Origin of the sequence: Acetobacterium malicum subsp. dehalogenans DSM 11527, from assembly GCF_000472665.1 — a bacterium.
Classification (GTDB): Bacteria; Bacillota; Clostridia; order Eubacteriales; family Eubacteriaceae; genus Acetobacterium; species Acetobacterium malicum.
In genome coordinates, this window is record NZ_AXAC01000022.1 from 63,179 (window position 1) to 85,178 (window position 22,000).

Here is a 22,000-nt window from a genome sequence, read left to right on the forward strand (position 1 = left end):
ATGAAAGGATATTCAGATGACTGAAAAAAAAGCATCCCGTGATATATATGTATTTTCACAATATTTAAACGAAGTGTACCGATTGTATGGCTTAGCTGGTAATCAGGAAATATTTACCGATAAATTCAGGACCTATCTGAAACGGATGATTGTAAAACTAAAAGATGCATCATTCAGAGATCTCGAAAAGTATCGGAATGCAAACTGTGCCAGCAATTGCCTGCCGGGACATTCAATCCGAACCGCTTTGCTAGCCATGGGTCTTGCTAAAGAGCTGGGTTTAAAGGAATCAGAAATCACTGAAGTAGGGGTGGGGGCCTTACTTCATGATATCGGCAAACTCTTTCTACCCAGAGAGATTTTGGACAAACCCTGTAAACTGAGTGAAATCGAATTTGATGTGATCAAAAGCCATTCAGAAATCGGGTTTCAGGTACTCAGAAACGAGAACTGGTTGCCTGGACCCTGTATTGAAATTGTCCATAATCATCACGAACGTTTAGACGGCAGCGGTTATCCAAATCACTTATGCGGGGATGAGATTCATCAATACGAACGCATTGTAGGGGTCGCTGATGTTTTTGATGCGATGACCAGTAAGCGTAATTATAGGGAGGCTCTGAGTTATGAGTTGGCTTTTCAGGAAATTAAAAAAGAGTCACCCCTACTGCTGGATCGACAAATCGTTTTTGTGTTAGGTGATCTTATCAAGAAATACAGCTATCCCAAACGGGAATTAACAGAGCGATTAGAAATGAGGAGAGAAATATGCCATTATCCATGTGCCGAATAGGAAGTACGGTTGTTGTAAAAAATCTAAGCGTGGAGGAAGCCTTAGCTAAAAGGCTTTACAGCATGGGTTTGATTAAGGGCGCCTTTCTCAAGGTAATCTCGACAGAGCATCAGGGTCCCATGACCATTGAACTATTGGGCAGTCAATTGGCACTGGGATATGAGATAGCCTCGCAAATACAAGTGGTGACGGCAAAATATCATTAAAGTGTTAGCTTTAAATAGGCAACCATAAAAGCAAAAAATAAGGTGATCGAGAGACAGATTTCATTAAAGCCAAGTTCAAATGAAGTAATGAAAGCCAGACGATTTGTTTTTTTGAATAAGCCGCGATAAATAAGGATACCCAGGAATATAGATCCAATGAAAAGTAGCATTTTTATACTGTAAGACAATCGATCGACAGTCAATTTGACGTTAAAAAGGATGGCGATCAGCTCGCTGCCAAAAATACCACCGAGAAAACACAACATGCTCAGAGTTAAGACCACCGCTTTCTCCAGAATATCGGAGTCAGCGGTTTCTTTTTTGCCCGAACTGCCGAAAAGAAGTTGGCCATATTTAATAAAGACGACAATGGTTCCCAGATTAATCAGAATCAGTCCAGATTCGATCCAGGTTCCGCTTGAACCAGAAGCAATCAAATATTTTGAGATACTGCCATTAAATAGTGGGGCACCAATAATCCCCAGAATAGACAAGATAGTGGCGACCCCGACGGCCGGCATGTGTTTAAAAACACCGTTAATCTCGGCAAGGTTCCGGGTCTGGTACTCGGAGATGATCATCCCGGCTGTAAGAAACAGGGTTGATTTAAAAATAGCATGATTCATCAGATGATAGAGTCCGCCCCAGTAAGCCATGGGATTGTCCAGGTTAAGACCAATCATAATGACACCAATCTGAGAAACGGTTGAATAAGCCAATAGCAATTTAATATCCTTTTGAGCTAAGGCCAGGATAAAACCGACGATGGCAGTGATTAACCCGAGGATCACAAAAAGTTCGGAGGTATCAATAAGGGGGGAAAAAGCAATCTGCAGCCGGAGAAATACGTAGATACCGGTTTTAACATATAATCCGGATAAGATGGCCGAAACCACTGACGGGGCACTGGGGGTACCATGAGCCTTCGGCAGCCAGCTGAAAAGTGGCATTAAAGCAGCTTTTAAACTAACCGCAGTAATCATAAAGGCATAGGGCAGAATCAGGCTTTGGGGGTCTTTGACCTGGCTGAGTGCTGTTTCCAAGGCATAGAAGTCAAGAACGCCAATTTTTTTATAAAGCATGCCCAGACCGATCAGGAAAAATGACATCGCCACGACATTGATCAGAAGATACATCATGCCATCATAAATAGCGACATTGGCCTTCTTATACATGATAAGAACGGTGATGATCAGGGTGGCGGCTTCAATCAAAACAAAAATGTTAAACAGGTCATTTGAAAGAAAGATACCAATAATCAAGCTTTCCAGACTAAGAAAAAGAAAGAAAAAAAGGTGGTCGGCATAATTTTTATTGTGAACAAAGATTACCATCGCCAGAAATAAAAAGCAGGTCAGCAGAACCATGGCAGAGGCCAGTAGATCGGCCCTTAAGGTGATCCCGATGGTATCTGGCCAGCCACCAATATTTTCCAGGACGGTGCCATTTTTACGCACCTCAATAAAGATCATGGTTGCAGAAATCAATAAAGCTGACTGAAAAAGAACCATGATTTTTTTTGCGGTTTTAATGGAAATCAACTTAACGATGGTGCCTAAAATAATCGGTAATAAAATAACCCAATGCAAATTAATCATGGTGATTCCTTTTTTTCATAACCTTTTGCCAGTTGGTGGAGCCAAAACGATGATAGAGGTGAATAAACATGGTCAAACTAGCTGCTGTTACCCCAATACCAATAACAATATCTGTAATCATTAAGGCCTGGGGGAGCGGATCAGCCACGTGTAGGGTTTGGGCCACATCGCCAATCGGTGGGACACTTCCCGGGGCAGTATTGGCAGAAATAAAATACAAAATAATAGCCACTTGCATGATACTGATGGACATAATCGATTTGATAATGTTTCTTCGGGCAATCAGGCCGTGAACACCCACAAAAAAAAGTAGAATGCTGATGGATTCTCCGTTAATAGATATCATTAAATACCCCCTTCATAAAAAGCAAATCGAAAAAAAATGATGGTAAAACCACTACAGACTTTTAAGCCAATTAAAAAATTCATCGCAACAAGATAGATCAGATTCATCAGTTCGGTGTGGTTGGTGGTGGTGGCGAATAAAAAAAGGGCCGGATAAAGAATAATGCAGACAAAAAGTGTCTTTTCCGCCGTTTTTAAGGTTTTTAAGCGGATGCAGCGATCCGGCTCGACCAGATATCGGGTGATAAAAACTGAAGCCAGTACGGCACCGCCCTGGAATCCGCCACCGGGACTGGCATGGCCGTTTAAAATAATGTAAAATCCGAACAATAAAATGAAAGGATATAAAAGTCCAGTCATGCGGGAAATAATTTCAGAATGGTCAGTCATCAGTGCGCCTCCAGGAAAAATTTATGACGGCTGAAACGCTAACCAGCAGAATCAGGGTTTCAAAAATACTGTCAAATACCCGGTAATTCAGATAGATCGCAGCCACCGCATTTTGGGTATGGGTGTCGGCATTGAAATGTTCCAGATAAAAATCTGCGATGAGCGGATTAGCCATCAGATTAGCATCAAAATTAATAAAAAGCACCAGACCGGCAAGGACCATGGTAAAAATCATGGTAATGACTCTACGCTTCATTATCTGCTCCTTCCGCACATCGAATCAGGTGGATGTTCAAATCACCATGGTACGCGAGTAAATATTCTTCAACGGCATCAAGCTGATAGTCCTCAGCACAACCATAAACCTGAATGTCCTGCTCGGAATGATGGATGGCCAGATCAAAATTTTCCTGATTGAGAATCGTCTCAATGGGATTAGTTGAATAGATAATCTGTGGTTCCATTTCCCGTTTAATCAAAAAAGCTTCCAGATTATTTAAAAAGGCCGAATTGTTTTTACGGCGTTTAATATCTTGATCATTGACGTTGCTGGTATAGTAAATAGAAAAAACCTGATATTTACGCAGTGCCACCAAATATAAAACTGTAGTGATGGTGCTACCGATAATGGCTTCGGCAATCGCCACATCCGGGGCACCATAGAGCAGGTAAACAAAGGAACTAACCAGCGAAAAAACACCCAGATAGACCACCGCCCGCCGCAGTTTTTTGGTATTCAAAGCGATAATTGCCAGAACAACCAGAGTGATCAAAAAGATATTTTCGGTCATCGTCGGGGCTCCTGATTAATGGGATAACCGCTTAAAAAAGCCGACCGGGCGATGGCGTGGGTGGACAAGGGGTTGGTGATCATCACCATCAGCGTAATCAACAGAATTTTCATGGCAGCATAGCTGAGCCCGGATAAAATCGTAAAACCGATCATAATTGTCAGAAAACCAACCGTTTCGATTTTTGCAGAAATTAAAATCCGCGAGTAAAAATCTTTAAAACGAAACAAGCCGATGACCCCTAAAGCCATAAAAATAAGCGCGATGGTGATGAGCAGATAAGCCAGTAAATCGATCATGAGATATCTCCTTTTTTTTCGATGAAGCGGGCAATCAAGACTGTACCGATAAATCCCAGCAGTGCGTAAACCAAGGCTACATCCAGCAAATAGGGCTGTTCGGTGATGATTGAAAAAATGACGATGGACATGATAATTTTGGCTGAAATGGCGTTCAAACCGAGCAGGCGATCCCAAATGGTGGGGCCCAAAATGACCCGAACAAGGACTAGAGCAATGTAGATAGCAATGACAAATAGAGCTGTTTCTAAAAAGGTCAATGGTCCATCCTCCTTAAAATCATTTCGTAGGGGGAACAGGTCTTACCTTCAGTAATATCGGTGAAGGCATTTTCATCCTGAAAAGCCAGGATTTGGAGCTGGTGACCGTTCTTGTCAATTGTGACAGTACCGGGAGTCAGGGTAAGGGCATTGGCTAACAGACAGATCCCCAGTTCATTACTCATACAGGTTTCATATGTAATGATTTTGACAGAGTCTTCACCTTTAATAATTTTTAGAATTGCGGCAAAGCCGGATTGATAAATTTGGATAAATAAATACAGACTGTAATGTAAAAGAACTTCGGGTTTAATGGCGTAGGCATCGAGATAATCATCTTCCAGCAGATAACGATTGGTGAAGAGAATTGATACTGCTGAAAAAAACAGGCCGATGAGAAGCTGTGAAACAGCAAGACTTTCATTTAAAACAAGCCAGATGCCGGTAAAGATCAAAACGAGAATAAGCGTGTGAATTATTTTTTTCATAGGAACTCCTTTAACGTTGCGAAGATAACCATGAGATTATTTCATTATAATCAAGGCAAGAACTTGATGTCAACGAATTTTCTGATAGTCACAGTATCGTGAAACGGAATCAAGACCAGTTCGGAGATATGAAAAAGAGGCCTAGATAAAGAAACCAGGCCTCAATAATGTGATGCTGATACTGAACTAGTATTTATCCATCTCCATATCATCGAGAATGATACTTGGTTCCGGTGTTGGTGTTGCAGCCGGTTTTACCGATGGTACAGAAACTTTCCGGGTTGTTTTAACAGCGTCACTTTTAGCTTTTAACTGGAAAGCTTCGACCATATGTTTAAGCATTTCGGCCTGACCGGAAAGTTCTTCGCTGGCAGCAGCGCTTTCTTCAGCGGTGGCCGAGTTGGTTTGAACAACCTGTGAAACCTGTTCAATACCCTGGGTGATCTGGGCAATTTCTGAAGCCTGATCATTGGAAGCCTGGGCAATGGTTCCCACTAAACCGGCAACCTTGTCGATTTGACTGAGAATCTCCCGTAGGCTTTCGGCGGTGTCATCAGCTATTCTGGTTCCCACGCTGACCTTATCAATGGAACCTTCAATTAAACCGGTGGTTTCTTTAGCAGCTTCAGCACTTCGGGCCGCCAGGGTTCGGACCTCTTCGGCGACCACGGCAAAGCCCTTGCCATGTTGTCCGGCTCGAGCTGCTTCCACGGCGGCATTCAGGGCCAGAATATTGGTTTGGAAGGCAATATCATCAATAACCTTGATGATTTTAGAAATATTGTTAGAGGAATCATTTATGTCTCCCATGGCACCAATCATGGTGGCCATTTGGCCGTTGCCCTTCTCAGCGTTAGCCCGGACATTGACTGCCAGTTCGTTGGCTTGATTGGCATTCATGGCATTTCGCTTGGTTTCCGCAGCCACCTCTTCAATAGACGCCGTCAATTCCTGGATAGCACTGGCTTGTTCGGTGGTGCCCTGGGATAAAGTCTGGCCACCGTCGGAAATCTGTTTGGCACCCATATCAACCTGACCGGCAGCCACATTGATTTCGGTCATGGTGTTGCTGAGATTGCCGGTAATATCATTGAGGGCTGTCTTGATCGCCTCGAAGTCACCCAGATAATCGGTGGTAATCTGCTGATCCAGATTACCCCGTCCCATTTCTTCCAGAGTATGAGTAATTTCATCCACATAACGTTTCAGGAAGGCTACAGTCTGATTCATATTATCTTTTATCAGGGTGTAGTCACCGTTGTAATGGCCCACCATGCCGGTGTTCAAATTACCCTGAGCCAGTTCTTTTAAGGTGGCAGAAGCTTCCTGTACTGGTTCTACAACGGCATCCAGGGTGGCATTGACGCCATCGACAATCCGGGCAAAATCTCCCTGATGTCGGCTGGCATCAGCCCGGGTATTTAAGCGGCCCGCAATGCCGGCTTCAGCTAGCATCGTGGCATCACTAACCAGGTTATCCACTGAATTTTTTACCTCGCCTAAGGTGTTGCCAATTTCGTGGAATTGAGCACTGACTTCAGTGGTGTACTCATCCGCTTCGCCAACATTCATATCGAAATCCAGATCGCCTGCTGACAAGCGGATCAGATTGTTACCCAGCCGCGATACTTCGGTTTTGGTATAGTCGCTAACTCGGATAATTGGCGTTAAATCAGTAACAACTTCAACGAAACCAATGTTTTCGCCTTTTTTGTTTTTGAGATAGGCGGTATCCTGTTTATAACTGCGGCCGACCCATTCGAAATAGCTGTCATTTAAGCCCTGGTCAACCAGACGTCTGATCCCGCAACCTTCGGTACGGCAGATATTAGCGTTGGCATTGTAGCAGTCCATCCCACACGCTGAAGTACGATCTTTGATAACCCCATTGGCAATCATTAAATCTTCAAACGGTTTGTTCATAAAGGTCCATTTCATATCGTTGTCAGTAACATGGAGCGGGAAGGGGATGGCGTCAATAATAGCTTCGTACCAGACCATTTTATCGACAACTGTATCCAAGGTGGCATTAACCCCTTCGACAATTTCCTTAAAACCGCCGTTGAAAGCTTCGGCCTTACCCCGGGTTTCCCACTGGCCGGCAATGGCCGCATGGGATAGCATGGTTGCTTCACTGATCAGCCCTCGGATTGTTTCAATAGTTAGTTTAAGGGCTGGAGAAAGCTCATCCTGGGCATCTTTCGGTTCAACGTCAGTGCTGACGTCGCCATTTGAAATCTGATTCATGGTACCAATGACAACGGTTTGGATTTCATCAGAAAAATTGTCCATTGATTCGGCCATTTCACCGATTTCATCCTTGCGTTTCATATTGAGACGGATGGTATAATGGCCCAGACTCATTTCCTTGATCATATGATTGGCTTGTTGGAGCGGTTTGCTGATCATTGAACGGAGTACCAGCCCAAAGATCAGCGCTACCGCAAAAGCTATTAAAGTAACAATAATCATGGTGGTCATGGCGGCATTGGCAGTAGCCTTATCCAGTTCCGCAGTCCGTTGCGCTTCTTCCAATTTCATCGGCACCAGCTCATTGATCAGATCCATTTGTGCCGAAGCAGCGATTTCGTAAGAACCCGTATCGGCCAGCAGCGCAAAGGCTTCAGCATCGCGGTTCTGGATCGCCAATTCTTTAACCTTTTCAAATTCCTGGGCTAAAACTTTGCGGGCGGCGACAAATTCGTCAAAAACTGCCTGCATTTCCGGATCGACAATGGTTTCCTGGAAAGCGGCAGCGGCTTCGTCAATTTCGCCGTTACGGATAACAACCTTGTCAGCATTGGACTGGATCAGCTCGGGACTGTTTTCAATAATCATATCCCGAACGATCACCCGCATCCGCTGGTAGGATGTGGAAATCTGACCGACCTCGGCAATCGGGACGGTCATCTTTTCATAAAGTAAGGTGTTGGATTTTTGAAGTGTTTGCAGATTCATAATTCCCACAAGGCCGACAACCCCAGTGATGAGAGCGACAATAATGAAACTCACAATCAGTTTCGCTCCAATTTTCATGTTAAGCATCCATTGCATTTTTGATTCCCCCTTTAGTAGGATAAAATAATTCCTCTTTCGGATGATATTTACCCAAATCAAATAAACAATAACAGTAAAAGATAATTAAATGATCTTAAAAATAAAATCGTTTGAAGGAAGTCTTAAAACCGCTCCAAACATTAGTTGAACAACCAAAAGCCCCCCGGTGTCATGAACTGACAACCGGGGGGCCGGGTGATAATTTGAGCTGATCCTGAGAAAGCCACATTTAACCAGATGTTTTAAGTTTTAATTCAGCTCTGGAGGCTATCAGTATTTATCCATCTCCAGATCATCCAAAAGGATTCGTGGTTCGGCGGCCGGCGATTCAACCGCGGGTTCTGGTTTTGAAATGACAGCAGCAGTGAAGGTGGGTTGGCCTGCTGTTTTGACCTTAAAAGCACCCACCATTTCTTTGAGCATTTCAGCCTGGCCAGAAAGTTCTTCACTGGCGGCGGCGCTTTCTTCAGCGGTTGCTGAATTAGTCTGAACGACCTGAGAAACCTGTTCGATGCCCTGAGTTATCTGGGCGATTTCCGAGGCTTGTTCATTGGAAGCTTGGGCAATATCGCCAACCAGGCTGGTGACCTTTTCAATCTCATCAAGGATTTCTTTGAGGCTGACCGCTGTTTCATCAGCGATTTTTGTACCCATGTCAACCTTGTCAATGGAGCCTTCAATGAGGCCAGTGGTTTCCTTGGCGGCTTCAGCGCTGCGGGCGGCCAGACTTCTGACTTCTTCAGCAACAACCGCAAAACCTTTGCCGTGTTGTCCGGCCCGGGCCGCTTCAACGGCAGCATTCAGAGCCAGGATATTGGTTTGGAAAGCAATGTCATCAATAACCTTGATGATCCTGGAAATATCATTGGATGACATATTGATATCAGTCATCGCCGAGATCATTTTTGTCATTTGAGTATTGCCGACTTCGGCGTTGGTGCGCACTTCAATGGCCCGTTCATTGGCCTCATTGGCCCGCATCGCGTTTTTCTTGGTTTCACCGGCAACCTCTTCGATGGAAGCAGTCAATTCCTGGATTGAGCTGGCCTGTTCGGTGGTCCCTTGAGCCAGTGCCTGACCACCGTCAGAAATCTGTCGGGCCCCGACTTCAACCTGTCCGGCCGCCACATCAATATCGGTCATGGTATGGCTGAGATTGGTGTTGATATCGTTAAGGGCAGTCTTGATCGCCTGGAAGTCACCCAGATAATCGGTGGTGATTTCCTGATTCAGGTTGCCCCGGCCCATATCTTCGAGGGTACTGGTTATTTCGGCAACATATTGGCTCAGGAAGCCGATGGTTTGGTTTAAGGCTTCTTTGATCTGGGCATGATCGCCGCGGTAGTCACCATCCATTTTAGTTTGCAGATTTCCCTGAGACAATTGCGTAAGTGTCGTTGAGGCTTCTTCAATGGGAGCAATGACGGCATCCAGAGTTTGATTAAAGCCAGTGACAATTTTCCCGTATTCGCCAGGGAATCCGGAGACGTCACCACGATTGCTGAGATTACCTTCAATGGCAATACTGGCCATTTTTTCAGTTTCATCAACCAGGTTGATGATGTTCTGAATCATCCCTACCAGGGCCGGAATTAAGGTATCATTGTCGCTGCGTTTACCAACTTTGGTTAAGATTTCCAGATCACACAGATCACCATTGGCAATATTGGTTGAGATTTCGACGATCCGGGTTAAGCGGGTGTGGACGTCGTTGATGGAATGGCCGATTTCAGCATAGATACCCAGATAATTGGTGGGCATTGTTTCTGAATAATCATTAAGGCTCATTTTTCCAAGCACCCGGTTACTTTCTTCCAGAGCGCCAAGGCCATCAATACAGGCATTGATACTATTCTTTAAGGTATTAAAGTCGCCATTATAGGAGGCCGTAATTTTGGTTGGGATTTGCCCTTTGCCGATCTGATCGACGTAATCAGCGGCCACATTCAGCGGTCCGACCACAGCGTCCAGCGTGTTGTTGACACCAACAACAATGTCTTTAAAACCACCTTTGAACGATTCCGCATCGCCCCGGGTGGATAGCTGTCCGGCAACGCCGGCCTGGGCCAACATGGTTGCTTCGGCAATCAACCCGCGGATTGATTCGATGGTTTTTTTGAGGGCCGGCTTTATTTCATCCTGATCATCATCGACTTCAATATTGGCAGAGACATCGCCGTCAGAAATCTGATTCATGACTTCAATTACCTCAGTTTGCAGGTTATCGGCAAAATTGTCCATAGCCACAGCCATTTCACCGATTTCATCATTACTTTCCATATTAAGCCGGGCGCTCAAATGACCTAGTCCCATTTCTTTAATCATATGATTAACTTTCTTAATGGGGTCGGTAATTCGTTTAGCAATAAAATAGCAGAAAATAATGCTGACTGCCAAAACAACGATGGAAATGAGGACGCTGCTTAAGATAGCACCAGGCAGTGCCGACAGCACCTCGTCGGATTCCACCGCCTGCACCACGGTCCAATCCATACCAGCGACTTTTGCAGAAGCCATGTAATATTCTTGGTTGTCCATGGTATAGGTCGATGTTCCTGAATCTTTTTCTAAGGCTGAACCGATGGCAGATCCCAATTCTTTGTAATTGGCATCCGTTTCTGCCAGCGTAATGGGATTCATCTGATTGACAACATTATCCCGTTCGGGATGAGAGATAGCGGTACCGGTGGAATCAACGATGTAGGTGTAGCCAGTTTCGCCAAATTTCATGTTGTCGGTGATATCGTTTAAGAACCAGGCATTAGCCACCGCCACCAGAACCCCGGTGATGGCACCGTTTTCATAAATCGGCACCGAATAGGCCATAATCAGAGCGCCATTATCATCGGGATTAACACTGATAACCGGATTCATGGTGCCCCGTTCGCCGGCGGTTGAAGCATGAAAATAATCCCGCTTGGTAATATCGACAATCTGACCGCGATCACCATAGCTGTCCGACAGATAAAGATTGCCGTTAAGATCGGAAACCCCAATCCGGAGGAAACGATCAGAACTGCTGACGTCACTTTTCAGCATCGTCATTTTTTCATTCATAGGGACACTGCTGGAAAAATTTTATCCCGGGAGGCAATCCCTTCAAGATAAATATAATTTTGTTCGTTACGGCTGCTGATGATTTCAGCTGAATTCTGGGCCTGGGTTTCCAGTGATTTCTCAGCTTCAGTTACCACGGCATTGGTTAATGCATTAATGGAAACAAAGGTAAAGACAGCACAGATAACCAGAATCAGTCCGGAAAAATAAACCATGAGTTTTGTTCGAATGCTTTAAATAGACACCACCTCTTTTGTAAAAAAATAATCGTGACCGTGTTAAATTGAACGATCTTTTGGGAAACAATTCAAAATCTACTTTACAGGATATCTGTTTTTACCGGCTTGATCAATGGTGAATCCTGTCTAGTAATAGAATTTTTTAGAAAAGAAATTTATTTACAATTGTATACCCATAAAGATTTCTTTCATTCGTTACTTTTGACATCAGATTAAAAATAAGTATGAAAAATTTGCGTATCAAAGTGAATCAGTCTGATGTAAATTAAGTGGTATTAATTTACGCTAAAAACAAAAAAGAAATAGACTTATTTTCTCTGATTTGTTAAGATGAAGATACAGAAAAAGCTGATTTGATCGGATTCGGAAGTTGACCGGAAATAATCAATTAGCTCAGGCATAAAATGCCCTGAATTAAAAAAAACAAATAGCAGGAGGAAAAAATGGCAATTTTTGAACGTCTTAGTGACTTGTTAAAGGCGAATGTAAACGACATGCTGGATAAGGCAGAAGATCCGGAAAAAATGGTAAAACAGATTATCATTGACATGGAAGCACAGGTTAACAGTGCTACCCAGGCATTGGGTGCCGCCATGGGTAGTGAAAAGCAGGCTTTAAAACAATTGGAATCTGCTAAAGCAGCTTCCGAAGATTGGAGTAATAAAGCAAAGACAGCCTTAAAGGCCGGCAATGAAGAACTGGCTAAAAAAGCGCTGGCCCAAAAAACCAGTGTGGATGGTGATTTAGTGCAATTCCAGGCGGCTTATGACTCTATGAGTATGCAAGTTGGCCAATTGAAAGATCAGGTACGGCAGCTGAAAGCGAAGCTGGAAGAAGCCCGAATGAAACAGAATATGCTGATTGCCCGTTCTAAGATGGCTGACGCCCAAAAAAGTGTCAGCACCTCATTAAACAGCACTGACAGCACCAGTGCTTTTACTAAACTGGACAAAATGGAGCAGAAAGTCAATGCCAAAGAAGCAGAAGCACAGGCGTTTACTGAAATGGCGGGCGAAAATACCAGTCTGGAAGATGAATTTGCAGCGCTGGAACAAACATCAGCGGTAGATGACGAACTGGCCAAACTTAAAGCAGAATTGGGAATAGAATAGAACCATGGTATATATAATTGGATTACTGATTATGGTTGCAGGGATTTGCTACGCTGTTTACGTTTTGAAAAAAAGCAAAACGAAAGCTCAGGAAATCCAGTTTCAACAGACAACCTGTATCAAAGACGTATTGGACATAGTCGGTGATTTATCCAGCTTGGATGAGAATTATCGGCATTACAGCGAGGTGAAGGGTCACCTTCACAGTGTCAGCGGGGATGTGGAAGCACCTTTCTCCCAACGGCCGGTGGCTTACTACGAAAACGAAGTGTTTTCGGTCCATGAAGAAACCAAAACTGAACGGGATGATGAGGGGAATACCAGAACAATTACCGATAAGGTGGAAAGCTCTTTATCCAGTGAAAAAAGCCCGGTGGAAGTGTATCTTTCTGACAGCAGCTCAGATGAAAAAGTTTATATCGATATGGCCAGCTTTGGCAGTGATGTGGATTTAATGCCGGGCTGCAACCGGATGGAATCATCCGATTCCAATTGGGTCAGAGATAATTTCAACTTCAGCTTTTCGAATCCCCGCGGTTCACGTTTTCTGGGTTATCGCTTTTTCGAAGAAATTCTTCCTGAAGATCAGCCAATGTATATCCTGGGTGAAATTCATAAACGGGGGAATCGGCTTTATGTGGGACGTTCGGTGACAACCAAAAAACCTTCCCACGTTACCTACAAATCAGAAGACGAATTATTGGATGATATTAAAAACGAGAAATTTATTGCATTAGCGATTGCGATTGGCAGCGTCATTGCCGGTCTCGCAGTAATGTTTTTATTCTCTTAAGCAATTGGATTCAATCAGGCAAAATATTCAAAATAAAGCCCCGTTGATTTTTATCAATGGGGCTTTACAAAAAAAAGCAGTGATCCCGAATGGATACACTGCTTTTTTATATTAGGAATGAAAAGAAAAAGGGGAGATGTTAATCTCTGAGTTAAATATACCCCGCTAACCTTTAACGAAACTTGGAATTCAGGTATTTTTAAGAAAAGTTACTACTGCTGGAATAGCATCATAATTTGCGATTGTAAAAAAGTAATCTTACGAGTATAATTTTAATTATCAGAAAAACCATCTTAATGATAAATAATGAAAGAAGATCCAGGAGCAATCCAAAGTATGAAATCAACCGGTTAATAAAAACAGAAAGCGCTAGAGGTAGAATTATGAAATTTAAGAAGGCAATTGTCTTCCTGCTCGCAATGGTTTTAATTGGAAGTTCCTGTCCCCTCGGGGTTATGGCAGAAGACCAGTCGGTGGTCATTCAAAGCCTTGATGAAGTTGCCAATCTTGATGCTAAGGCAAAGATTAATGACCAGATTATCATCATCTATAAAGAGCAGGCCAGAATTGGCAGTCTGGCCCTCACCAGCCAGGATATTAAGGGCGGTGAAACATTAAGTGATCAGGTCGATATTATTGAGGTGGCCGATTCCGCCAATGCTGATGCTCTGGTGGCGCAATTGTCAGAAAACCCCAATGTGCTGGTGGCCGAGAAAAACGCTTATATCCAGACCGCAGCACTACCCAATGATCCTGATTTGTCTAAAGCCTGGCAGTTTGAACGGATTGGTGCGGATGAGACCTGGAACAAAGTCAATAATTCAGAAGCCGTGGTGGTGGCAGTTATCGATACCGGTCTGAATACCCAGCATCCTGACATAGCCGATAATGTAGTAACCGGCTATGACTATGTCGAAGGAACCACTGAGATGGTCGATTTATCCGGTCATGGGACACTGGTGTCAGGCTGTGTGGCAGCGGTGGCTAATAATGGTATTGGCATTGCCGGAGTAGTTGGAGCTGCCAACATCAAGGTTGCTCCCTATCGGGTTGGCGGTCTGTCGGACGGTGATAAGAATCTCGATGTGGGTTATATCTGCGCGGCCTTGTATGATGCGGCGGCACGGTCAGATGTAAAAGTCATCAACATGAGTTTTGGCGGATATATGGTTTCAGCGGCGTTGCGGACGGCCGTGGAAAATGCTGCCAACGCCGGTAAGGTGCTGGTGGCAGCGGCGGGAAATGAAGGCAGTAATGCTAATTACAGCGGTGAGCTGGCAGTTCCGGCATCTTATAATAATGTTATTTCGGTGGGGGCCACTGACAATACCAATAAGATTGCTTATTTCTCTCAACATAACAGTCTGGTTGATTTATGTGCACCCGGTCAAAAAATATATTCAACCAACCATGATGGCGAGTATGAAGAGACTTCAGGTACTTCCTTTGCCAGTCCCATTACAGCCGGAGCCTGTGCGGTTCTAATGGCAACCGATCAGACGATGACCAGCAGCCAGGTGGAAACCCTGCTGAAAGAAACGGCGCTGGATTTTGGTACTAGCGGTCGCGATGACTACTACGGTTACGGCATGATTCAATTGGATGCCGCCCTGGCCCGTGTAACCCCGAGTAACCCGTTAAAAATCGATGCGTTTACAGTTGATAAACCAACCGGACAAACCCTGGGCACATTGCTGACCCTGAATGCCGCCGCCAGCGGGGGTGAAGGGGATTTTCAATATGGATTTTATTATGATTTAAATGGAAAAACCACTACCATCCAGGAATATGGCAGCGTGGCCACAGTCGCCTTTACCCCAACCGAAGCGGGAATCTATACGCTGTCGGTGCAGGTGCTGGATGGAAAAGGTAACACCGTTAAAGAATCCATTGTCAATTATGTGGTGAAAGCCAAAGCAGCACCAGCCATCGAATATCGAACCCATGTGCAAAATATCGGGTGGCAAAGCCTGGTGGCAGATGGGGCAGTCAGCGGAACCGAAGGGAAATCCCTGCGGCTGGAAGCGATTGAGATTAATACCATAACCAAAAACTATAACCTTGGGGTAAAATACAAAACCCATGTCCAGAATATTGGCTGGCAGAATTATGTGGCCGATGGCGCTTTAAGTGGAACGGAAGGCAAAGCCTTAAGGTTGGAAGCCATCGCCATTGAACTCACCGGTACCGATGCCGATCTTTTTGATGTTTATTATCAGGTCCATGCCCAGAACGTCGGCTGGATGGGGTGGGCCAGCAATGGTCAGCAAGCCGGAACCGCCGGTTTTGGCTATCGACTGGAAGGTATCCGCATTGAGATTGTACCTAAAGGCAGTGCTGCGCCAGGTTTAACCGTTAATCCATTTATAGAAAAGTGATCAAAACAGATTTCTATCGACCAGCGAAGGCTGGTCTTTTTTTAATGGTCGATAACAAAGACACAGTCACCGATTCAGAAAAAACTTATTCAGGTTTAACATCAGTTGCACAGTTTATTGCATTTATATATGGTGATAAAGGGTATATAATTTATGGCAAAGACAAGAGCATTGATTAATCAATGGATGGTCAATATCGGAGGACTGTTATGAAACATTCAAAATATATTCATCGGAGTTGGATGATAAAGATAGCATTGGTAATCCTGATTACCGTTACTATTTTATGGGGGCGCCACGTCACAGTTGCTAATGCGGCGGGCAGTACAGAGGTGGCTTTGCGGGAAAACATTCTGATTATTCATTCCTATAACCAGGGATTTTCTTGGACGGATGAATTGCATCGGGGCATTACTGAGGATTTATCTGATATCAAATATAACATTTATACGGAATATCTCGATGCCTATCGGGAAAATCCCCTGGATCTGAATACTGTTGAGAAAATAAAGAGCTATGCATCGAAAGACATAGCCACCATTGTTGTAACTGATAATACCGCCTATGAATTAATAATATCACTTAAGCCTGAATATTTTCCGGATACACCAGTTTTATTTGCTGGGGTAAACGGTGGAATGCCTGCAGACATGAAATTTGACGATGTCAAAGGGATTCTCCAGAATGTTGGCTATGAAGCGTTTTTTTTGTGGCTCGACACCGCCATGCCACAGATTAAAGATTTGTTGATCTGCGGAGCGGATACCAACACGACCAAAGGGACCTATGAACAAATGGTGCAAGCCTACGATAAACTGGCCGACCATCAGCTTGACTTCAAAATGCACTTAATAAAAATAGACGACTATGGCGAACAATTAAATGAAATAAGCAGCTATGATGCGGCATCCACAGCGCTATATTCAGCCGGCTCATTTGGAGTATTGAATCATGATCAGTACACTGATATGTTATCTGTCAATTCGAATATGCCAACCTTTTGCGGGGTGTCAACGTCGATTACAAATAAGGTCATTGGCGGATTTGTGGTATCGCCCTATGAACATGGGCATATCATCGGCGAGGATATTCTAGCCTTATCCGCAGGACGTTCGATTGAATCGATGTCGATCATTGAAGAACCGGTACAACAGAAGATTTTTAACCACAACGGCATGCTGGCTTTTGCGCTCTCAGAAAGTATGCTTCCAGCAAACAGCAAGGTCATCAACAAACCGGAAGGCAATTTTATTTTAACCTTGAACCAGGTGATTTTAATCAGTTTTATCCTCATTCTGATGGCCGTAATTATTTCAGCACTGCTACTGATTATGACCATTCGCCGAAAGACACATCTGGCATTAGCGCAAGCAAATAACGAACTGTACAACAGAAAAATAGAATTGGAAGAAAAGAGTGAAAAACTCATTGAAAGTCAGGAAGAACTGACAAATAATTATAATTTACTGATAAATGCCAATCAGAAGATTTCAAATTTACTGAACTACAATCAATTGACTGGTACCCTCAGTGAGATACGGTTTAACAAGCTGTTGGAAACAGCATTTTTAGCAGAAAAAGAGATTACAATTCTGAATATTACAATCACAAATCTTAATGAACTAACATATAGCCATGGAAAAGAAACGTATGGAGCTATGCTGAAAAATATTGCGGATTTTTTACGTAGCATTACTGAAGAAAGTGATTTAATTGGGTTATCCAGTAATAACGATTTTTTAATTGCAACCACAGGGATTCGCGTTGAAGAATCAGAATTAATACGGCAGATCAGTTATTATTTTGAAAAACCTCTGGATTTGGATCTATTTACGGTAATTATAAAATATAAAATTGGGATTGCCTATTATCCGGCCCAGACAAATTCCTACCCGGAATTGCTGCAATTGAGCCGTCTGGCGATCACTCCGATTATCAATAATGTGCTGAAGAATGTTTCAGTTTATAACCAGTCAATCATGGCGAAGATTCAACATGAAAACTGCATTAAGAATGAAATCGAGACCGCTCTTGAGGCGAAGGAGTTTGTGCTTTATTATCAACCTAAATATGCAATTGATGGCTTCACTATGTTGGGATTGGAAGCATTGATACGTTGGCAATACCGGGATGGTTCAGTAAAGTCACCTGGGTATTTTATAGACATTGCCGAGCAGTCCGGGCAGATCATCAACATTGGTTTTTACGTGATTGAGCGAGTTTGTCAATCGATTGTTGAATATGGTTTAGTGGAAAAAGAAATCCCCGTAGCCATTAATTTATCGGGTCAGCATTTTGCCAGTCGCGATATTGTCTATAAATTGCAGGATGCTGTCAGCCGCTACCATATTCCGTCGCACTTACTGGAAATCGAGATCACGGAAACAGCCATCATCCAGAACAAAGAATTTGGAGCGGCCATTTTGTCGGAGTTACGAACATTGGGGTTTATTGTGACACTGGATGATTTCGGAACGGGTTATGCCTCCATTGATTATATTAAAAACCTGCCCATTGACCGACTAAAGATCGACCAGAGTTATGCCAGGCGATTAGAGGATATCAAGAGTCGCAAACTGCTGAAAACAATGATCCAGATGGCTCATGAACTATCGTTTGAAGTAACGGTAGAAGGAGTCGAAACTCAGGAGCAGTTTGAAATCATCAAAGCCTTTGAGCCCAAAGAACTTCAGGGATATTACTTTAAACGTCCGGTCCCGCTGAATGAAATTTTCAACAAAAAGGAATAACAAAAAAATATGCAAATAATCTTTGGAGGGAGTTAGGATGAAATTTATTGATAAAAGCAAAGAAAAACTCAGCAATCTGGTTGAAGCCTTGTCCCGCTATCCGCTAACCGTTGCTTTTCTGGTGGCAGCAGCGGTAATAAATGCCATCGCCATTCATCAGGACGTAGATTATACCAGCTATTTACTGACCTTTGTGGTGGGAGCTTTTCTGGGGGTTACCCTCCAGGCGGCCTGGGAGCGTTTTTTTGACAAAAGTTCTTTTCGAATGGCCACCATGGGGCTATGTCTGGTGCTGACCCTAGGCTATTTTATGATCGTCGGGCAGTACACCAGCACCAGCATGGAAACCTGGATCCGTACATCGGTGGCTCTTTTTGCACTGTTGATTGCTTATATCTGGGTTCCGGTGATAAAAAGCGAGATCAGTTTTAATCAGAGCTTTATGGCAGCCTTTAAAGCTCTCTTTAACGCCCTGCTATTTTCAGGCGTGCTCTTTATTGGGGTCACCCTGATTATCTCCGCTATTGATCTACTTCTTTTCAGAGTATCAGACAAGTCATACTTACATACTTTAAATCTTGTGGGGATGCTGTTTGCTCCGATTTATTTTCTTTCTCTGATTCCCATTTATCCCGGGAGTTCGGATCATAATCGGTCCCCCGTGCAATTGGAACATAACCGGGAAAAGGAGAGACGATCCTGCCAGTGTCCGAAATTTCTGGAGGTGCTGATTTCTTATATTATCATTCCGCTTTTGTCAGTATATACGGTGATTCTGATAATCTATCTCGGCAGAAACATTACTGGTAATTTCTGGACCGATAATCGTCTGGAACCGATGCTGGTGGGATTTGCCGTTGCGGTTATACTGATTTACATTTTAGCCAGTAGCCTCGAGAATAAAGTTGCTGCTTGGTACCGAAAGATTTTCCCCAAAATTCTGGTACCCATCGTGCTATTTCAGATTATTGCCTCGGTCTTGCGGATTCAGGAGACCGGGATAACCCATGGTCGCTACTATGTGATTATTTTTGGTATTTTTGCCGCAATTTCCGGCACGCTGATGTGTTTTATGCCGGTACGCAAAAACGGGATTATCGCCGCTCTGTTGATTGGCTTGGCAATGTTTTCGATTATTCCGCCAGTGGATGCCTTTACGATCAGCCGGGCTAATCAATTTGCCAGATTATCCGATACCCTGGTTAAAAATAACATGATTCAAGACAACATAATCAGTCCGAACGCATCACTATCCGAAGCGGATAAAAAGATCATCTCTGATACCGTCAACTATCTGACCATGATGGAATACACCAATGAAATTTCGTTCCTGGGTGAGAATTTTGATCTATATGAAGATTTTTATAATACCTTTGGATTTTATCGCTTTGAGGAAAACCCATACCAACAGGATTCAATTTACCTCAATTTAAACCAGCAGTCACCGATTGATATCACGGACTATCAGACTTTTGTAGTGGCAAATTTCTATATGCAGGATGAAAAAATGGAACCGCTAATCTGCAATTTTGATGCAAATGGAAAAAACTATACCTTGACTCGAGAAAAAAATGGTGAAGCCGGGGTATTAGTACTTACAGAGGCGACTGGTCAGGAGCTGATGCGGATAAATATGAAAGCGGTGTTTGATCATTTTGATACATCCCGGGGCGGGAATTATCAGATCAGCAAAGACTTTATGAATGCTGATGAAGCGACGGTTAGTCTGGAAAATGACAAGGCACTTATTTCTCTGGTAGCCATGTTTTTAGCCATCGAAAAATCAGAATCAGAAACAATATATAATGGTGACTTTTATGTGTTGATTCAAATCAAATAAACTAAAAAAGTGTGGTTTTTCCACACTTTTTTTATGCCCACTGGGATGCCCACTGGGATGCCCACTGGGATGATACTATTTGATCAAATAATTATGAATATTCAATAAATGGGGATATTGGTGCAGCAACGAGGATACCCGTGATTTTGCGCTTGCAATAATATTTTCAGTTCGCAAAGCGTCCTGGTCATAACCCAGGCAATAATACATGAGATTTACTGAGTAAGTGATAACCTCATCGTCGGTGAAATCAAATTCGCTATTTCTTTTTTGCAAAATACCCGCATAAACTGAGTAGATGGTGGTTAGAAACAGACTTAGATTTTTTTCTTGACTGCACCCATTGGGTTTCATATAGGTGATCAGTTTGGCGTAAATCTGTTTTAGACCACCGGCGTAAATTGCTTTATAGGTGATATCTTCAGTCTGAGTGGCGATAACGAATGCCAGCTTTTCCGGATTGGCATTTAGAATCCGGGAGCAGAGCTCGTAAAGACTGACTATGTATAAAAACACGTCTTGATCCGGATCTACGGAATACTTGAGATAAGTGGAGAGGATCTGATAATCTTCCTTATAGATTTCAATTGCGATATAATGCTTATTTTTAAAATGATAGGTTATTAGCCCCTGACTGATTCCAATTTCCTGGGCAATCCGGCGAAAACCGACCTGATAGCCTTCGGTAAAAAAAAGGTTTTTAGCGGTGTCATAGATAAGTTGTTTGTTTGTTTTTTCCAAAATAGCGGTCATAAGGATTCCTTTTCTCTTACATAATTTCCTCTATTTAACCACAAAATCGGAAAATGATCAATATAAAGCCAGCGAGTACCACTCTAAAAATATGTTAAACGCAAACAAATATATAATATAAATATAGCGAAAATAGCTTAAAAAGATGGATTTAGATAAATTAGTAAAATATTAAATACATTTAAAAAAATGTTGACGTTCCTTTACAATGATGTTATACTATACACGTACAAACAGTGGGGACAGAATAACCTCGTAATTTAGAGAAATACCCCCAAAAATCATATAAAAATTGTATCAAATCAGTTTATCACTGAAAAAATAAAGTTACCTGGAGGTAAAAACATGATTATTATTGGAGAAAAAATTAACGGTGCGATTCCTTCCACCGCAAAAGCAATCGCCGCAAAAGATGGTGAATTTATTAAAAATCTCGCTAAAATTCAAACCGAAGCCGGCGTGGATTACATTGATGTATGTGCTTCCGTCGATGACGACATTGAACTGGAAACCATGAAATGGTTGATTGATCTGGTTCAGGAAGTCACCGACACCCCGATTGCGGTGGACAGCCCCAATGTCTATACCTGTATCGAATCGATGAAATACTGTAACAAACCGGGTTTGTTTAACTCCGTATCGNTAGAAGGNGACAAAATTGACGCCGCNTTTAAAGCCATTGCTGACACCAAATGGGAATGCGTGGCNCTGNTAAACAGNGATAAAGGGATTCCTAAAACNGCCAAAGACCGCCTGGATGTATTTGCCGATTTAATGGCCAAGGTCAAAGAATATGGGATTGATCCCTCAAGAATGCACATTGATCCATTGGTCGAAATGCTGTGTACCTC

Annotated in this window: 20 protein-coding genes; 8 read left to right on the forward strand and 12 right to left on the reverse strand. The window is 43.1% G+C overall.

Annotation, left to right across the window (positions count from 1 at the left end; all coding sequences use genetic code 11):
- The first annotated feature begins 16 nt into the window (after nucleotides 1-16).
- Together A3KS_RS22570 and A3KS_RS0109550 are read left to right on the forward strand one after the other, a co-directional pair.
- Nucleotides 17-793 carry an HD-GYP domain-containing protein gene (locus A3KS_RS22570; protein ID WP_051355783.1) on the forward strand — a complete coding sequence of 259 codons (777 nt, stop codon included), beginning with the start codon at nucleotides 17-19 and terminating at the stop codon, nucleotides 791-793.
- Complete coding sequence (locus A3KS_RS0109550) at nucleotides 769-999, forward strand: FeoA family protein (protein WP_035355835.1); 231 nt, start codon at nucleotides 769-771, stop codon at nucleotides 997-999. The genes A3KS_RS22570 and A3KS_RS0109550 overlap by 25 nt, the downstream gene beginning before the upstream one ends.
- Here the strand turns inward: A3KS_RS0109550 and A3KS_RS0109555 are convergent.
- The 11 genes from A3KS_RS0109555 to A3KS_RS0109605 form a co-directional block, all read right to left on the reverse strand.
- On the reverse strand, nucleotides 996-2,597 hold the full coding sequence (locus A3KS_RS0109555; protein ID WP_026394742.1) for a complex I subunit 5 family protein: 1,602 nt from the start codon (nucleotides 2,595-2,597) through the stop codon (nucleotides 996-998). The two genes, A3KS_RS0109550 and A3KS_RS0109555, sit on opposite strands and share 4 nt — an antisense overlap.
- On the reverse strand, nucleotides 2,590-2,943 hold the full coding sequence (locus A3KS_RS0109560) for an NADH-quinone oxidoreductase subunit K (protein WP_026394743.1): 354 nt from the start codon (nucleotides 2,941-2,943) through the stop codon (nucleotides 2,590-2,592). Before A3KS_RS0109560 ends, A3KS_RS0109555 begins: the two co-directional genes overlap by 8 nt.
- Nucleotides 2,943-3,332: an MnhB domain-containing protein gene (locus A3KS_RS0109565; RefSeq protein ID WP_026394744.1), complete on the reverse strand. Its 390-nt coding sequence runs from the start codon at nucleotides 3,330-3,332 to the stop codon at nucleotides 2,943-2,945. Before A3KS_RS0109565 ends, A3KS_RS0109560 begins: the two co-directional genes overlap by 1 nt.
- Entirely contained in the window at nucleotides 3,325-3,588 is a 264-nt protein-coding gene (locus A3KS_RS0109570; RefSeq protein ID WP_035355838.1) for a Na(+)/H(+) antiporter subunit B, read from the reverse strand. Before A3KS_RS0109570 ends, A3KS_RS0109565 begins: the two co-directional genes overlap by 8 nt.
- A complete protein-coding gene (locus A3KS_RS22575; RefSeq protein ID WP_051355784.1) occupies nucleotides 3,578-4,123 on the reverse strand; it encodes a Na(+)/H(+) antiporter subunit B in 546 nt (181 codons plus the stop codon). The genes A3KS_RS0109570 and A3KS_RS22575 overlap by 11 nt, the downstream gene beginning before the upstream one ends.
- A complete protein-coding gene (mnhG, locus tag A3KS_RS0109580; RefSeq protein ID WP_035355841.1) occupies nucleotides 4,120-4,422 on the reverse strand; it encodes a monovalent cation/H(+) antiporter subunit G in 303 nt (100 codons plus the stop codon). The genes A3KS_RS22575 and mnhG overlap by 4 nt, the downstream gene beginning before the upstream one ends.
- Nucleotides 4,419-4,682 carry an MrpF/PhaF family protein gene (locus A3KS_RS0109585; RefSeq protein WP_026394747.1) on the reverse strand — a complete coding sequence of 88 codons (264 nt, stop codon included), beginning with the start codon at nucleotides 4,680-4,682 and terminating at the stop codon, nucleotides 4,419-4,421. The genes mnhG and A3KS_RS0109585 overlap by 4 nt, the downstream gene beginning before the upstream one ends.
- Nucleotides 4,679-5,170, reverse strand: coding sequence for a Na+/H+ antiporter subunit E (locus tag A3KS_RS0109590; RefSeq protein WP_026394748.1), 492 nt, complete (start codon nucleotides 5,168-5,170; stop codon nucleotides 4,679-4,681). Before A3KS_RS0109590 ends, A3KS_RS0109585 begins: the two co-directional genes overlap by 4 nt.
- A gap of 186 nt (nucleotides 5,171-5,356) precedes the next feature.
- Entirely contained in the window at nucleotides 5,357-8,224 is a 2,868-nt protein-coding gene (locus A3KS_RS20735; RefSeq protein ID WP_051355785.1) for a methyl-accepting chemotaxis protein, read from the reverse strand.
- 273 nt (nucleotides 8,225-8,497) lie between these two features.
- A complete protein-coding gene (locus A3KS_RS23155) occupies nucleotides 8,498-11,284 on the reverse strand; it encodes a methyl-accepting chemotaxis protein (protein WP_084504948.1) in 2,787 nt (928 codons plus the stop codon).
- Nucleotides 11,281-11,499 (reverse strand): hypothetical protein, encoded by a 219-nt coding sequence (locus A3KS_RS0109605; protein WP_026394749.1) that lies wholly within the window; start codon nucleotides 11,497-11,499, stop codon nucleotides 11,281-11,283. The genes A3KS_RS23155 and A3KS_RS0109605 overlap by 4 nt, the downstream gene beginning before the upstream one ends.
- Nucleotides 11,500-11,966: 467 nt before the next feature.
- On the opposite strand from A3KS_RS0109605, the gene A3KS_RS0109610 reads away from it, so the two are divergent.
- The 5 genes from A3KS_RS0109610 to A3KS_RS0109635 all read left to right on the forward strand — a co-directional run bounded on the left by A3KS_RS0109610 (nucleotide 11,967) and on the right by A3KS_RS0109635 (nucleotide 20,396).
- Nucleotides 11,967-12,635, forward strand: coding sequence for a PspA/IM30 family protein (locus A3KS_RS0109610; RefSeq protein WP_026394750.1), 669 nt, complete (start codon nucleotides 11,967-11,969; stop codon nucleotides 12,633-12,635).
- 4 nt (nucleotides 12,636-12,639) lie between these two features.
- Entirely contained in the window at nucleotides 12,640-13,428 is a 789-nt protein-coding gene (locus A3KS_RS20745) for a GIDE domain-containing protein (RefSeq protein WP_035355843.1), read from the forward strand.
- A gap of 383 nt (nucleotides 13,429-13,811) precedes the next feature.
- On the forward strand, nucleotides 13,812-15,806 hold the full coding sequence (locus tag A3KS_RS0109620; protein WP_026394751.1) for a S8 family serine peptidase: 1,995 nt from the start codon (nucleotides 13,812-13,814) through the stop codon (nucleotides 15,804-15,806).
- Between the two features lie 209 nt (nucleotides 15,807-16,015).
- Complete coding sequence (locus A3KS_RS0109630; protein ID WP_026394753.1) at nucleotides 16,016-18,556, forward strand: bifunctional diguanylate cyclase/phosphodiesterase; 2,541 nt, start codon at nucleotides 16,016-16,018, stop codon at nucleotides 18,554-18,556.
- Between the two features lie 37 nt (nucleotides 18,557-18,593).
- A complete protein-coding gene (locus A3KS_RS0109635; RefSeq protein ID WP_026394754.1) occupies nucleotides 18,594-20,396 on the forward strand; it encodes a DUF4153 domain-containing protein in 1,803 nt (600 codons plus the stop codon).
- A gap of 75 nt (nucleotides 20,397-20,471) precedes the next feature.
- On the opposite strand, the gene A3KS_RS0109640 is transcribed toward A3KS_RS0109635, so the two are convergent.
- On the reverse strand, nucleotides 20,472-21,149 hold the full coding sequence (locus A3KS_RS0109640; RefSeq protein ID WP_026394755.1) for a TetR/AcrR family transcriptional regulator: 678 nt from the start codon (nucleotides 21,147-21,149) through the stop codon (nucleotides 20,472-20,474).
- Nucleotides 21,150-21,494: 345 nt separating this feature from the next.
- On the opposite strand from A3KS_RS0109640, the gene A3KS_RS0109645 reads away from it, so the two are divergent.
- The coding region (locus A3KS_RS0109645) for a methyltetrahydrofolate--corrinoid methyltransferase (RefSeq protein WP_026394756.1) at nucleotides 21,495-22,000 on the forward strand (506 nt) is incomplete at its 3' end.